General features: G+C 66.0%; 14 protein-coding genes and 1 tRNA gene. 5 read left to right on the plus strand and 10 right to left on the minus strand.

The features are described 5' to 3' along the window. From AC1DX2_RS16705 to AC1DX2_RS16725, 5 genes are read right to left on the minus strand one after another with little or no spacing between them, the layout of a single operon-like run. Positions 1-1755, minus strand: coding sequence for an MOSC domain-containing protein (locus AC1DX2_RS16705; protein ID WP_477197479.1), 1755 nt, complete (start codon positions 1753-1755; stop codon positions 1-3). 58 nt (positions 1756-1813) lie between these two features. Then, the gene (locus AC1DX2_RS16710; protein WP_477197480.1) at positions 1814-2311 is read right to left on the minus strand and encodes a nuclear transport factor 2 family protein; all 498 of its coding nucleotides are present in this window, start codon (positions 2309-2311) and stop codon (positions 1814-1816) included. A gap of 30 nt (positions 2312-2341) precedes the next feature. Further along, positions 2342-3187 (minus strand): alpha/beta hydrolase family protein, encoded by an 846-nt coding sequence (locus tag AC1DX2_RS16715; protein WP_477197481.1) that lies wholly within the window; start codon positions 3185-3187, stop codon positions 2342-2344. Positions 3188-3224: 37 nt separating this feature from the next. After that, the gene (locus tag AC1DX2_RS16720; RefSeq protein ID WP_477197482.1) at positions 3225-4412 is read right to left on the minus strand and encodes an FAD-dependent oxidoreductase; all 1188 of its coding nucleotides are present in this window, start codon (positions 4410-4412) and stop codon (positions 3225-3227) included. Between the two features lie 47 nt (positions 4413-4459). Continuing rightward, positions 4460-5068 carry a glutathione S-transferase family protein gene (locus AC1DX2_RS16725; protein ID WP_477197483.1) on the minus strand — a complete coding sequence of 203 codons (609 nt, stop codon included), beginning with the start codon at positions 5066-5068 and terminating at the stop codon, positions 4460-4462. Between the two features lie 302 nt (positions 5069-5370). Between AC1DX2_RS16725 and AC1DX2_RS16730 the strand changes: the two genes are divergently transcribed. After that, the gene (locus AC1DX2_RS16730; protein ID WP_477197714.1) at positions 5371-5499 is read left to right on the plus strand and encodes a winged helix-turn-helix domain-containing protein; all 129 of its coding nucleotides are present in this window, start codon (positions 5371-5373) and stop codon (positions 5497-5499) included. Between the two features lie 34 nt (positions 5500-5533). Here the strand turns inward: AC1DX2_RS16730 and AC1DX2_RS16735 are convergent, their stop codons facing one another. From AC1DX2_RS16735 to radC, 3 genes are read right to left on the minus strand one after another with little or no spacing between them, the layout of a single operon-like run. After that, positions 5534-7180 carry a sensor histidine kinase gene (locus tag AC1DX2_RS16735; RefSeq protein ID WP_477197484.1) on the minus strand — a complete coding sequence of 549 codons (1647 nt, stop codon included), beginning with the start codon at positions 7178-7180 and terminating at the stop codon, positions 5534-5536. 18 nt (positions 7181-7198) lie between these two features. Then, complete coding sequence (locus AC1DX2_RS16740) at positions 7199-7840, minus strand: Smr/MutS family protein (RefSeq protein ID WP_477197485.1); 642 nt, start codon at positions 7838-7840, stop codon at positions 7199-7201. Beyond that, positions 7837-8514, minus strand: a complete 678-nt coding sequence (radC, locus tag AC1DX2_RS16745; RefSeq protein WP_477197486.1) for a RadC family protein — start codon at positions 8512-8514, stop codon at positions 7837-7839. The genes AC1DX2_RS16740 and radC overlap by 4 nt, the downstream gene beginning before the upstream one ends. Positions 8515-8625: 111 nt before the next feature. Between radC and AC1DX2_RS16750 the strand changes: the two genes are divergently transcribed. The 3 genes from AC1DX2_RS16750 (at position 8626) to serS (ending at position 11487) form a co-directional block, all read left to right on the plus strand. Beyond that, positions 8626-9102, plus strand: a complete 477-nt coding sequence (locus tag AC1DX2_RS16750; protein ID WP_477197487.1) for an FKBP-type peptidyl-prolyl cis-trans isomerase — start codon at positions 8626-8628, stop codon at positions 9100-9102. Further along, positions 9102-10091, plus strand: coding sequence for a 4-hydroxy-3-methylbut-2-enyl diphosphate reductase (gene ispH / locus AC1DX2_RS16755; protein ID WP_477197488.1), 990 nt, complete (start codon positions 9102-9104; stop codon positions 10089-10091). The genes AC1DX2_RS16750 and ispH overlap by 1 nt, the downstream gene beginning before the upstream one ends. 73 nt (positions 10092-10164) lie before the next feature. Continuing rightward, entirely contained in the window at positions 10165-11487 is a 1323-nt protein-coding gene (serS, locus tag AC1DX2_RS16760; protein ID WP_477197489.1) for a serine--tRNA ligase, read from the plus strand. Positions 11488-11503: 16 nt separating this feature from the next. Here the strand turns inward: serS and AC1DX2_RS16765 are convergent, their stop codons facing one another. After that, entirely contained in the window at positions 11504-11950 is a 447-nt protein-coding gene (locus tag AC1DX2_RS16765; RefSeq protein ID WP_477197490.1) for a hypothetical protein, read from the minus strand. 220 nt (positions 11951-12170) lie between these two features. Between AC1DX2_RS16765 and AC1DX2_RS16770 the strand changes: the two genes are divergently transcribed. Further along, positions 12171-12506 carry a FlxA-like family protein gene (locus tag AC1DX2_RS16770; protein WP_477197491.1) on the plus strand — a complete coding sequence of 112 codons (336 nt, stop codon included), beginning with the start codon at positions 12171-12173 and terminating at the stop codon, positions 12504-12506. 25 nt (positions 12507-12531) lie between these two features. Here AC1DX2_RS16770 and AC1DX2_RS16775 read toward each other — a convergent pair. Then, positions 12532-12621, minus strand: a tRNA-Ser gene (locus tag AC1DX2_RS16775). Positions 12622-12762: the final 141 nt, after the last annotated feature.

The raw sequence follows: 12762 nt of genomic DNA on the forward strand, positions 1-12762 counted from the left end.
CTACAGGTCGATCTCCACTGTGGCGCCCGCCGGGCGCGCGCAGCAGATCAGCGCCTGGCCGGCCTCGGGCGCGACCGGCGGCACAGGGTGATAAGTGACTTCGCCGGCCACCAGCTTGCAACTGCAGCTGTGGCAAGTCCCGGTGCGGCAGGCAAACACCGGCTCCAGGCCCACGGACTCCGCCAGATCCAGCAGCGACAGGCCGTCGTCGGCGTGCCACTGGGCGGTGATGCCGGAGCGGACGAAGCGCACCTGCGCTTGCTCGACGCTACCGCCAGTGCCGGGCTGCCCTGCCGGCGTCACAAACGCTTCAGAATGGATGTAGCCCGGCTTGACGCCCAGTGGCGCCAGCGTGCTGCGCACCATCTGTTCCAACTCACCGGGGCCGCAGATGTAGAACTCGGTCTCTTTGCCGGGCAGCGTTACCTCGCGGGCAAACGGTGCCATCGTGTACGGTGCACCGAGGATCTGCGCCAGCAGTTCCGGCGTGGGCCGGCCTGCATGGTCAAAGTCCACGCCCTGCTTGTCCCCGGGCAGTGGCTGCGTGTAGAAGATGTGCCGTTGCAGGCGGCGCACCTGGCCGAGCGCCTGTTCGGTCTCTTCCCGCAGCGCATGGTGGCGGCTGTTCTTCAGCACCTGCACCCAGATCAACGGCGGCGCGTTGTCTCCGCGCTCGTTGTGCGCTTTCAGCATGGCCAGCATGGGTGTCAGGCCGATGCCACCGCTGACCAGCCCGATGCGCAGAAAACTCGAACGGTTGATGACGAACTGGCCGGCGGGCGGGCGGGCCAGCACGCTGTCGCCCACTGCCATCTGCCGGTGCATGCGCTGCGACGCCGCGCCGCCGTCAATGTGCTTGATGCTCAAGCGGTAGTGGCGCTTGTCCAGGTCCACGTCGCTGATGGTCCAGGGCCGCACCAACTCCGGGCCGTCACCATGCGCAGTCTTGATGGTGAGGAACTGGCCCGCCGCGGGCGGCGCCAGCGGTTCGCCGTCTTGCGGCGTCAGGTAGAAGGAGCGTATGCCTTCGGCTTCGTCTCGGACGGCTGAAATCGTCATCGGTCTCCAACCGCGCCAGCGGCCCACGCGCAGGCGCTCGCGGTCTTCGATCAGTGTGATGCGTTGTCGCACTGAGTGGTTGGCCTTCAGGCCCAGCGCTGGCAGCGCCAGTGTCTTGCGCAGGCGCGGCAGGTCGTCTGGCGACAAGGACAGCAGCAGGCGTGACAACTCGGCCAGCGTGACGTTGCCCGCATCGGCGGGCTCGATGGCCATCCGGTCACCCACTGCGATCTCGCCGGTAGACAGCACTTCCAGGTGGATGCCCACCTTGCCGGACTGCATCATCTTCACCAGCACGGAATCCGGTTGCCCGATGCGCCAAGCCACCTTGAAACAGGGGATGCGTGGTGAGGTCACTCGCAGCACCGCCGAGCCCACGCGCACGATGTCACCCACGCGCAGGCTTTCCTCGTCAATGCCGGTGATGGTCAGGTTTTCGCCCCACCAGGCCCATTGCCAGGCGGCGCGGTCAACGCCCAGCTGTTGCGTCCAATAGTCGTAGTGCTCGGCGTTGAAGGCCAGCAGGTGCTCGCTGTGCACTGCCGTCTGATTGCTTTCCGGACCGTCCGAGACGATCCTCAGCGGCCCCGGAATGGGATCACGCACGATGGAGGTGTCGACCATGCGGCCGTGCATGCTGATCTTGCGCGGCATGGCGCTGCTCAGCGCGATGACCTGCGGGGCACTGTGGTTCATGGCGGGTGGCCGCCCTCGCGGGCGGCGTTGTCAGGTGCGAGGGGCGCTAGCGAGGGCTTCAGGCCTTTTGCTTGGCGGCAGCGGCCTTGCCAGCCAGGCCGTAGAGCGAGGTGTTGCCGTCGAACCAGAAAGTCAGGAACTTCAAGTGTTTGATCTTCCACTGTCCGGCCGACTTCACCGCGTCGATGTGGTAGCGCGCGCCGCAGGAGATGCGGCGTCCGCCCTTGTCGTTATTCAGAAAATGCTCGGCGTAGACGTACGCCTTGGTCTTGGCCGTGTCGCCGCTGACCTCGTGGAACATGTTGCTGACACAGTGCTGCGTGGAATCGAAGCCGGTGATGACCGAGGCCAGGATGGCGATGTAGTTGTCGGCGCCCCGCATCGGTTCGGCAGCATCGTCGGTGGCCACGCCGTGGTCGCTGAAGTCGAACACGGCGTCGTCCACCACCTGCGCGCGGTACAGCGCCCAATCGTGCGTGTCCATGGCGTGCATGCACTTGTAGACCATCTCGTCCAGCGCGCGCTTGTCCAGCAGGATTTGCAGTTCATCGGCCATGTGTTGCTCCAAATCGAAAGGGTAAGGGGGTTACAGGGTCATCGCCAGGTACTGGACCAGATGCGGCGCAAAACGCGCGCTGTCCGTGCCTGGTTCGCCCATGGGCTGGTTGATCCAGAAGTGCGAGGCGCCCAGCGCCTTGTAGGTGCGCACATTGAAGCGCGCCTGCTGCAAGGCGCGTACGAAGGACTCGGATTGCAACGGCAGCACGAACTCGTCGTGCGTGCCCCAGGCGATCAGCGCCGGCAGGCTGTTGCGCGCGTAGCGGATCTGGCGGATGGGCGAGGCATCGAAGTAGATCTGCTGGTCGTCATAGGGCTCGGCGCCCAACAGGTTGCGCACCACGTTGCCGTCCACGCCGGGGTTCAGCGCCAGGTCGTCCTGCCAGTGGCGGAACAGGTCGTACACGCCGTAGGCACCCACCAACGTCTTCACGTGGGCCGGCAGTTGGCCGTGGCCATTGAGGGCCCGCGAGGGCTCGTACTGCGGCTGGTCGCCGGCCAGCGCCGCCAACGCCGCCAAGTGAGCCCCCGCTGAAGCGCCGAACAGGCCGATGCGCTCCGGGTCCAGTGACCAGGCGACGCCTTCCCCGCGCACATGGCGGATGGCGGCCAGCACGTCGCACACCGCTTCTGGGAAGGCCTTGCGCGAAGGGGTGGAGACGCGGTAGTCGATGGCGAACAGCGCGTAGCCGCGCGTGGCCAGGTACTCGCCCCATTCGCGCCAGCCCGAACGCCGGCTGATGCGCCAGGCACCGCCGGGCACGGCAACCAGCACCGGGAAGGGCCCAGGCCCCTCGGGGGCATACAGATCGCCGAGCAACGGGGTACCGGCGGCGCTGGCGTAAGTGATGTTGGGTTGGTGGACGATGGGCATACCGGTGGCTCGGGTTGGGAAGCTTCGCGGCAGTGGCTCAGTCGCCAGCGGCCATGCGCTGCTTGAACAGCTCAACGACACCTTCAGGCGCAACGGGCGAGATGAACACGTCCTGGTTCTGCATCACCAGCGTGATTTCCTTCTCCATGCGCTGCATCATCGCTTTCTCATAGGTGCGCAGCGCGCAGGGGATGTCCGCGTGCCCGCCGGTGGTCAGCGCATCGGCCAGTTCCAGCGCATCCAGCATGGCCAGGTTCACACCCTTGCCGGTGTAAGGGGGCATCACGTGCGCCGCATCGCCTGTGAGCGTCACGTCAGGCTGGGGCTGCCAGGTCTGTATGGGCAGGTGGGTGTAGATCGGCCGGGGGACGAAGTAATCTTCGGACACTTGCAGTATCTCCAGCATCGCGGGCGCCCAGCCGGAGTAGTGTGCCAGCAGCTTGGCACGCACGGACGCGGGGGCCTTGAAGTCAAAGCCTTCGCGCGCAAGCCAGTCCTCCGGCTCGCGCACGCAGGCGTACAGCCGGATCTGCCCACCGTCGTTGCGCTGGCAGATGAACGCGCGGTTGTCGCCCGTCACCATGATGGCGCCATGGCCCACCAGCTTAGACACCGCCGGGTGCTTGTCGTCGGCATTCAGGATGCGGCCTTCGATGAAGGTGATGCCTGAATACTGCGGCCTGGTCTCGCAGACCAGCGGGCGCACCCGGGACCAGGTGCCATCGCAACCGAACACCAGGTCGGCGTGCTCGGTGATGCCTTGTGCAAACCGGAGCTCGAGCCGGCCGTCGGTGCCGCGCGCCAGGGCCTGCAGGTGCCGGCCCCACTGCACGGTGTCGGGTTGCAGCGCGTTGCACAACAGTTCGCGCAGGACACCGCGGTCGATTTCCGGACGGGAGGACTTTTCATCCTTGCGACCGATGTCGATGTACACCTTGCCAAAGCGGTCCAGTACCTTGGTCTCTTGCCCTTCCGGGCGGGAGACGGCGAAAAAGGCGTCCAGCAGGCCAGCCGCCTTCAGCGCCAATTGGCCGGTGGCCTCATGCAGGTCCAGCGATCCACCCTGGTTGCGGGTGGCCATCGATTCGTCGGCGTCATACACGCGCACGCTGGCGCCGCGCATTTGCAGCAGGCGCGCCAATGTCAGGCCGGATGGGCCGCCGCCGACGATGGCGATGCGCTTGTTCTGGAGCAGGGTGTCAGAGGCGGTGGGACGGACGCTCATCAAAAGACCTTTGTGTCGTTGTTTCGTTGAAGGACGGATGGCCAGGCTCAGAGTTGCGCGCTCGGCCGAACCCTGAACCTGTCGTACCAGGCGGACAGCCGTGGGTAACCTTCGGCATAGGGGATTTTCATGCGTTCCCGGCAGGTCTGAAACAGCGGGAACAGCACGATGTCGGCCGTGGTGATGCTGTCGCCGGCCAGGTAGGGGTGGTCGGCAATGTGCGCTTCGAGTGCGGCCAGGTGCTGGTCAACCAGACCCTGCAGCGCGGTGGCCACGGCCGGCACCTGCGTCAGGCGGGCCGCGAAGTAGGGGTGGCTGTGCTGCACGGCGGCGATGGTCACCACGCCCAGATCGCTGGCGATCCGCTCAAGGGCCCGCACGCGCGCCCGCTGCGCGGGCGTGTGTCCGATCAGGCTGGGCTCTGGGTGCAGTTCCTCCAGGTACTCGATGATGGCGGTCGACTCTGGCAGGTGGCTGCCGTCATCCAACTCAAGTACCGGCACCATGCCGGCCGGGTTGATGGCCCGGAACTCCGGGGTCTTCAACTCACCCGACGACAGGTTCATGGCCACCGTCTCAATGGTCAACCCCTTCTCCATCAGGTAGATCGCAACGCGGCGACAGTTGGCGCCCGTGGGGTTGGAATAGAGCTTCATAACTTCCGAATCCTGAAGGAACAACGAACATTGGCTCACCCAGGCCAACCTCACCAAAAACAGTGGTTAGCTGGCATTGCAGCATTCTAACGAATACTTTAGGCTAATTTTTGTTTGATACAAGTATCATACTGCAAAAATATTCCAATACAACATTTTTCCGAGCGCTCATCTGAAGCGTTTGCAATGAGAGCACCATTTTTTGGCTGAAACCAGTTTTGCCCATGACCGCAGTCGGCCGCGCGGGCTGGTCAGTGTGGGGTCGTCAAGCTGGTGGCTCCAAACGGAAATTTCATTCCGACATGGTCGAGAGGGAGCTCTTTGAGTTGCAGCGCGATCCACGCCAGACCGTGCAGCAGATTGCGGATTCGGTGGGTTTGTCAGCCCCTCCCGCACCGCCGAAGCGGGCCAAAACCAGCGGCCGTCGCTAGGGCCGCTGCCGTGAGCGGAGCGGCTGACAGCCCCTCAATACGCCATCGCCGCGCCAGGGCTGCCCGCCGGCTGCGCCGGCGCCGTGCACGCCAGTGTCACCACAAACCGCGCCCCACCCCCCGGCGCGTTGTGCACCTGGATGCGCCCGCCCAGCTGGCGGGTGACGATGTTGTAGACCACGTTCAGCCCCAGGCCCAGGCCGCCGCGGCCGCGGCGGGTGGTGAACAGCGGGTCGAAGATGCGGCCCAGCAGGTCCTCGGGGATCCCCACGCCGTCGTCTTGCACCACCAGCTCCACGGTGTTGTTGTCGGGTGCCAGGTTTGCCTGCACCAGAATGTGGCCGCTGTCGCCGTCTTCCAGTCGCCCCTCGAAGGCATGCACCTGGGCATTGGTGACCAGGTTGCTGACCACCTGGGCCAGCATGTCGGGGTAGCTGAGCATCTGGATATCCGGTGGCACCTGCAGCGTCAGCGTGATGGGCTGGCCGTCCAGGCCGGCGCGCAGCACGCCGGTCACGCGTCGCAGCACTTCGTCCAGCGCGAAATCCTTGCGCTGCTCGTTGCCGGTATGGGCCGCTGCCTGCTTGAAGCGCGTCACATGGTCGGCCGCCAGCATCAGCGAACGCTCCAGCACCTGGCAGGCCTGGGCAGTGTCACTCAAGAAGCTGTCCAGCGCCGAGCGTTTCAGGCCGCCATCGACCAGCACGCGCTGCAGGCCGGCCACGCGCTCGCCCAGTGCGCTGCCTATGGTCAGCGCGTTGCCTATGGGCGTGTTCAACTCGTGTGCCACGCCGGCCACCATGCGGCCCAGGCCAGCCAGCTTCTCGCTCTCGATCAGGTCGAATTGGGTCTGGCGCAAATCGCTCAGCGTCACCGACAGCGTGGCGTTCGCCGCCGACAGCTCGCGGGTGCGCCCGGCCACGCGCGCTTCCAGCACGCCGGCGTGCTGGGCCAGTGCGTCCTCGGCGCGGCGGCGCTCTTCGTTCTCCACCAGCAAGTTGCGGTTGGCGGTGTGCAGCTCGCCCAGCAGCGCAGCCAGCGCCTGGCGGGTGTTGTCCAGGCTGTTGCCCACGCGGCCCAGCTCGTCGTTGCGCTGCCACACAAAGGGCTGCTTCAGCCGGCCCGCCGCCAGCGCCTCGGACTGCGCCACCAGTTGCTCAATGGGTTGCGACAGCCGCTTGTGCAGCACAAAGAAGATCAGCAGCAGCGCCGCCAGCGTGGTTGCCGCCGTACGCCAGAAAAAGCGCCCTTGCGCCGCCGCGATGCCCTGGGCCACGCTGGCGTCGCTGATGTCCAGCCGCACCTCGCCCAGGGCGCGGCCGGCCTGGCTGATTTTGCGCGCCACGCTGATGCCGCCAGGCGCCACCGGGCGCTTGTTTTCCATGAACACGTCGCCGCTGGGCACCTGGGTCACCACAATGCGGGTCACCCGGGGGTCTTCCATGATGGTTTCCACCAGTGGCTTGCCAAAGCTGGGCGCCAGTTGCCACAGCGGCTCGCGCAGCGCCACGGCCAGCATGTCGGCGTAGCGGTTGGCGTCACGCTGCAATTCGTCTGACAGCGTGACCTTGACTTCGGCCGTTTCGTATTCCAGCGCCAGCCAGCCGGGCACCAGCAGCCCCAGCAGCAGCGCGCCCAGCAGCACGTAGCGCAGCGACAGGTTTCTGAAAAACGCGGCCATCACGTCCCCGTCCTGCCCTCAGCCCGGCGCCAGCAGCACCACCAGTGCACCGGCGCCGCCCTCGGCTGGGCGGGCCTGCACGAAGGCCAGCACCTGGTTCTTTTGCACCAGCCAGCTGTGCACCTTCGATTTCAGCACCGGCGCCTTGCCCTCCGAGCCCAGGCCCTTGCCGTGCACCACGCGCACGCAACGCAGGCCTTGCTTGTGTGCCTCGCGTATGAAGCCGCTGAGCGCCTCGCGCGCCTGTTCGCTGCGCAGGCCGTGCAGGTCCAGCTGGCGCTGTATGGTCCAGTCGCCGCGGCGCAGCTTGCGCGTCACGTCGGGGCCGATGCCGGGGCGGCGAAAGCTCAGGTCTTCGTCAACGTCCAGCAGCGTGCCGGCGTCAAAGGCGTCGCTGATGGCTTCAACCAGCACCGCCTGGTCGTCGCGCTGCTGCTGGACAGGTACCGGCCGCGGCGCGCTTTTCTGCAGTGACGCGCGCGCCGGCCCGGCCAGCGGCCGCACCACGCCCACGGCGCGGGCGAACATGTCCTGCTCGGCCGCCTGGCGGCGCGCCAGCAGCGCCTGCTCGGCGGCGGCTTGCGCCTGGGCCTTGGCGCGCGCTTCGATCTCGCGTTTGACCTGCTTCAGGTCGGCCAGCGTGCGCAGCTTGTCGGTCACAGCAGGCCCTCTTCGGCAAACGACAGCGCGCGCCCCGGTGCCACGATGATGTGGTCCAGCACGCGCACGTCCACCAGCGCCAGCGCGGCGCGCAGTTTTTGCGTCAACGCCTCGTCCGAACTGGAGGGCCGCACCTGGCCCGTGGGGTGGTTGTGCGCCAGCACCACCGCGCTGGCGCCATGGTGCAGCGCGCGCAGCACCAGCTCGCGCGGGTAGACCTGGGTCTGGTTCAGCGTGCCGCGGAACAACTCCTCCAGGCACAACAGACGGTGGCCGGCGTCCAGAAACAGTGCGGCAAACACCTCGTGCGGCCGGTTGCCCAGATGCAGTTGCAGGTACGCCTTCAGCGCCTGCGGCGTTTCGAACACGGTGCGCTCTTTCAACTGCTGGGCCATGGCACGGCGCGCCAGCTCCAGCACCGCCACCAGCTCTGCGCGCTTGGCGGGGCCGCCCAGGCCTTTGACACGTTTGAGGTCGTCGGCGGTGGTGTTCAGCAGCCCGGCCATGCCGTCGAAGCTGTCCAGCAGCTCCTGCGCCAGTTGCAGCACGCTTTTGCCCGCCATGCCGGTGCGCAGCAGCAGCGCCAGCAGCTCGGCGTCGCTCAGGGCGCTGGGGCCGCGTGCCAGGAGCTTTTCGCGCGGGCGGGCATCGGGGGGGAGGTCTTTCAGGGGCATGGCGGCTGGGAATACCGGGACATCCGACAATCGGGTGGTGGCAGAGCCCATTTGTCGCGCAAATGGGGTCTGTCCTGCAAGGTTTTTACAATGGCAATTATCGAGAGTTTTATGCAAGCCCAGGAATCCACCCTCCCCATTGTTCAGCCCGGCTCGTTTTTGACGCTGCATTACCGCCTGTCCGGCCCCGGGGGGGACCTGGTCAACACCTTTGGCGGCAAGCCGGCCACGCTGTCGCTGGGCACCGGTGAGCTGTCGCCCGGCATCGAGGAGCACCTGCTGGGCCTGCCCGAGGGCACCCACACCACCATGGCATTGCCCGCCGGCGCCGCCTTTGGCGAGCGCAACCCCGACATGCGACAGTGGGTGGCGCGCAAGCTGCTGAGCGACATGGGCGACCCCGACGCGCAATACCACGTGGGCGACGTGGTGCAGTTCCCCACGCCCGATGGGCGCGGCAACTTCGCCGGCGCGGTGCTGCAGGTGGGTGGCGGTGGCGAGCAGGGGGACGGCATTTTGTTCGACTTCAACCACCCGCTGGCCGGCCAGCCGGTGACGCTGGAAGTGCACGTGATCGGGGTGCTGTGATGACCGCCATCAGCACGACCACCGGCCCCCAGGACATCCTGCTGGCCGAGCCGCGCGGCTTTTGCGCCGGGGTGGACCGCGCCATCGAGATCGTGGAGCGGGCGCTGGCCAAGTTTGGCGCGCCCATTTACGTGCGCCATGAGATCGTGCACAACACCTATGTGGTCAACGACCTGAAGGCCAAGGGCGCCATCTTCATCGAAGACCTGGCCGATGTGCCGCCGGGCGCCACGCTGGTGTTTTCGGCCCACGGTGTCAGCCGCGCCGTGCAGGAGGAAGCGCGCGCGCGGGGTTTCCAGATTTTCGACGCCACCTGTCCGCTGGTGACCAAGGTGCATGTGGAAGTGGCCAAGCTGCACAAGGAAGGCTACGAGTTCATCATGATCGGCCACAAGGGCCACCCCGAGGTGGAAGGCACCATGGGCCAGCTCGACAGCGGCATCCACCTGGTGGAGGAAGTGGCCGATGTGGCCCTCATCCAGCCGTCACAGACCGAGCGCCTGGCGGTGGTGACGCAGACCACGCTGAGCGTGGACGATTCGGCCGAGATCGCCGCCGCCGTCAAAGCCCGCTTCCCCAACATCCGCGCGCCCAAGCAGCAGGACATCTGCTACGCCACCCAGAACCGCCAGGACGCGGTGAAGCTGCTCAGCCCGCAGGTGGACATTGTCATTGTGGTGGGCAGCCCCACCAGCTCCAACAGCAACCGGCTGCGCGAGCTGGCGGACAAGCTGGGCACCACCAGCTACATGGTGGACAGTGCTGAGGAATTGCAGGCCGAGTGGTTCGAAGGCCGCCAGCGCGTGGGCCTGACGGCCGGCGCCTCGGCACCGGAGATCCTGGTGCGCCAGGTGATCGACCGCATCAAGGCGCTGGGTGCGGTGTCGGTGCGCAAGATGGATGGCATCGAGGAAACCGTCAAGTTCCCTCTGCCCAAGGGGCTGCGGATGGACGGGCTGTCTGCCTTTGCAGGCTCCTCCAGTTCCTGAGCCTTCTCGCCGCTCTCTTTCCTAGACCGGCCTGCCCACTAGGCCGGCCATGCCCAAAACTACAATTGCTGCCATGCTAGACATCAATCTGCTCCGCAAAGACCTGGACTCGGTGGTGCGCCGCCTGGAAACGCGCAAAAAGCCCCAAGCCTTCCTGAACGTGGAATCCTTCACTGCGCTGGAAGCCGAGCGCAAGACCATCCAGACCCGCACCGAAGAGCTGCAGGCCAGGCGCAACGCCCTGAGCAAGCAGATCGGCCAGTTGAAGGCCAAAGGCCCTGCGGGCGCGGCCGAGGCCGACGCCGCCATGGCCGAGGTGGCCGGCCTGAAGGGGGAGCTGGAAGCCTCCGCCGCCCGGCTGGAGCAGATCCAGGCCGAACTGCAGGCGCTGCTGCTGGGTGTGCCCAACCTGCCGCACGACAGCGTGCCGGTGGGCGCCGACGAGGCCGGCAATGTGGTGGTGCGCACCTGGGGCACGCCGAAGGCGGTGGACTTTGCCGTCAAGGACCACGTGGACGTGGGCACGCCGCTGGGGCTGGACTTTGACATGGGCGTCAAGCTCACCGGCGCGCGCTTCACGGTGATGAAGGGCCAGCTGGCCCGGCTGCACCGCGCGCTGGCGGCTTTCATGCTGGACACCCAGACCGGCGAGCACGGCTACACCGAGTGCTACACGCCCTACATCGTCAACGGCGACACGCTGCGCGGCACCGGCCAGCTGCCCAAGTTCGAGGGCGATCTGTTCGCCGCCAAGAAGGGTGGCCAGGAGGGCGAGGCGCAGCCCGACCACACGGCGCTGTACCTGATCCCCACCAGCGAGGTCACGCTGACCAATTTCGTGCGTGATGTGGTGGTGCCCGAGGCTGAGTTGCCAATCAAGCTGACGGCGCACACGCCTTGCTTCCGGTCTGAAGCCGGCAGCTATGGCCGCGACACGCGCGGCATGATACGCCAGCACCAGTTCGACAAGGTGGAGATGGTGCAGATCGCACACCCGGACCACAGCTATGCCGCTCTCGAAGACATGGTGGGCCACGCCGAGGCCATCCTGCAAAAGCTGGGCCTGCCCTACCGCGTGATGTCGCTGTGCACGGGCGACATGGGCCCCAGCTCAGCCAAGACCTATGACCTGGAGGTGTGGCTGCCGGCGCAAAACACCTACCGTGAGATCAGCTCCATCTCTAATTGCGAGGCCTTCCAGGCCCGACGCCTGCAGGCGCGCTTCAAGAACGCCCAGGGCAAGAACGAACTGGTGCATACCCTGAACGGCTCTGGCCTGGCCGTCGGCCGCACGCTGGTGGCGGTGCTGGAGAACTACCAGAATGCCGACGGCTCGGTGACGGTGCCGCCAGCGCTGGTGCCCTACATGGGTGGCGTGGCGCTGCTGAAGCCCTGAGCCTCTAAGCGTTTCTTCAGCGCTTCAGCGGGCGCTTGCCCAGCGGCGCAGCCTGCGTGGGGGCGTCAAAGTCTGAATGCAGATCAGCCGCGCGGGTGGTGTCGTCGAAGCCGGAGCCGCCCGGCAGCGGTGCATGCCGCGTGGGGAGGTCGAAATCCGACAGCAGCGGTGAATACTCGGTGGGGGCGTCGAAATCGCCCTTGCGGGGCTCCAAGCCTTCCAGCGGCGCCGGCACGGTAGCGCCAAAGCCGTCATCCGGCTGTGGCCGGCGTGGCTTGCGGTTGTCGGCCTCATTGAACAGTGCCCAGACGGATTCGGTGTCGCTTTCATGCGCTTCAGGCACCGGTATCGGGTCGTGGTGGTCGTACAGGTGATGCGTCTGCGGAGGCGGCTGTTTGCTTTCGGACGCGGCGTTGTTGGCCGCATCCTGGTCAGATGGGGGGGTCTTCGCCGATGGTTTCATGTCCAAAAAAGCCTCTATAAGCAGCTATGTGCCCCCAAAGGGCAGGGCCAGCGCGGCCCTGGTGCCAGTTTAGCCCAAGATGCTGCTCAAGGTGGAGTGCCGGCTGCGGGCCAAAGTTCCGGGCGGTGACGGCCTGAGGCAATTGTTTGCAATTGGGTAGAAACTGTAAATCTGATTGAAGAGGTTCAATCCGGGCCCCTGTTCTGCCGATGGAGAGGGTATGCAGATCAGCAACCTGTCCTCTTCTTCCTCCACATCGGCGAGCGGTTCCGGCAGCGACATCGCCGCGCTGCAAAAGCAACTCGCCAAGCTGCAGCAGCAGTTGAAGGACGTGGCCACTTCCACCACGCTGGACGCCAAGGCCAAGCAGCAGCAGGTGGAGTTGCTGCAACAGCAAATCCAGGCGGTGCAGGCCCAGATACAGGCTTTGCAAAACAGGCACCAGCTGGAACAGCAGCGCAAGCAGCAGGCAGCCGAGGCGCAGCGGCAAAATGAGGCGCCGCAGGTCAAGCCTGCGGGCGCGGTGGCGGGTTCTCTGTTGGATACCTACGCCTGAGGCGGGGCAGGTATAAAAGGGTTGCTGGCGGAGAAGGTGGGATTCGAACCCACGGTAGGGTCGCCCCTACGCCTGATTTCGAGTCAGGTACATTCGACCACTCTGCCACTTCTCCGTGTGGGTAGGCCAGCGAACTTGGCATTCTAGCAGAAGGCTGCCAGGCCCCCGAACACCGTCCTTTGGCTTGCTATCATTCAAGGTTCGCGTCCACCGGCGCGAACTGCTGCGATTTTCCAGCGCTCACCGGCGCAACCCA

It is taken from the genome of Hylemonella sp. P2_B10, assembly GCF_056404875.1.

Bases quoted from the DNA above. Each gene is read 5' to 3' on its own strand.
- AC1DX2_RS16730 (WP_477197714.1), top strand. From the start codon at position 5,371: ATGGTCGAGAGGGAGCTCTTTGAGTTGCAGCGCGATCCACGCCAGACC.
- radC (WP_477197486.1), bottom strand. From the start codon at position 8,514: ATGCCCCTGAAAGACCTCCCCCCCGATGCCCGCCCGCGCGAAAAGCTC.
- ispH (WP_477197488.1), top strand. From the start codon at position 9,102: ATGACCGCCATCAGCACGACCACCGGCCCCCAGGACATCCTGCTGGCC.
- AC1DX2_RS16705 (WP_477197479.1), bottom strand. From the start codon at position 1,755: ATGAACCACAGTGCCCCGCAGGTCATCGCGCTGAGCAGCGCCATGCCG.
- AC1DX2_RS16720 (WP_477197482.1), bottom strand. From the start codon at position 4,412: ATGAGCGTCCGTCCCACCGCCTCTGACACCCTGCTCCAGAACAAGCGC.
- serS (WP_477197489.1), top strand. From the start codon at position 10,165: ATGCTAGACATCAATCTGCTCCGCAAAGACCTGGACTCGGTGGTGCGC.
- AC1DX2_RS16770 (WP_477197491.1), top strand. From the start codon at position 12,171: ATGCAGATCAGCAACCTGTCCTCTTCTTCCTCCACATCGGCGAGCGGT.
- AC1DX2_RS16735 (WP_477197484.1), bottom strand. From the start codon at position 7,180: ATGGCCGCGTTTTTCAGAAACCTGTCGCTGCGCTACGTGCTGCTGGGC.
- AC1DX2_RS16710 (WP_477197480.1), bottom strand. From the start codon at position 2,311: ATGGCCGATGAACTGCAAATCCTGCTGGACAAGCGCGCGCTGGACGAG.
- AC1DX2_RS16750 (WP_477197487.1), top strand. From the start codon at position 8,626: ATGCAAGCCCAGGAATCCACCCTCCCCATTGTTCAGCCCGGCTCGTTT.
- AC1DX2_RS16765 (WP_477197490.1), bottom strand. From the start codon at position 11,950: ATGAAACCATCGGCGAAGACCCCCCCATCTGACCAGGATGCGGCCAAC.
- AC1DX2_RS16715 (WP_477197481.1), bottom strand. From the start codon at position 3,187: ATGCCCATCGTCCACCAACCCAACATCACTTACGCCAGCGCCGCCGGT.
- AC1DX2_RS16725 (WP_477197483.1), bottom strand. From the start codon at position 5,068: ATGAAGCTCTATTCCAACCCCACGGGCGCCAACTGTCGCCGCGTTGCG.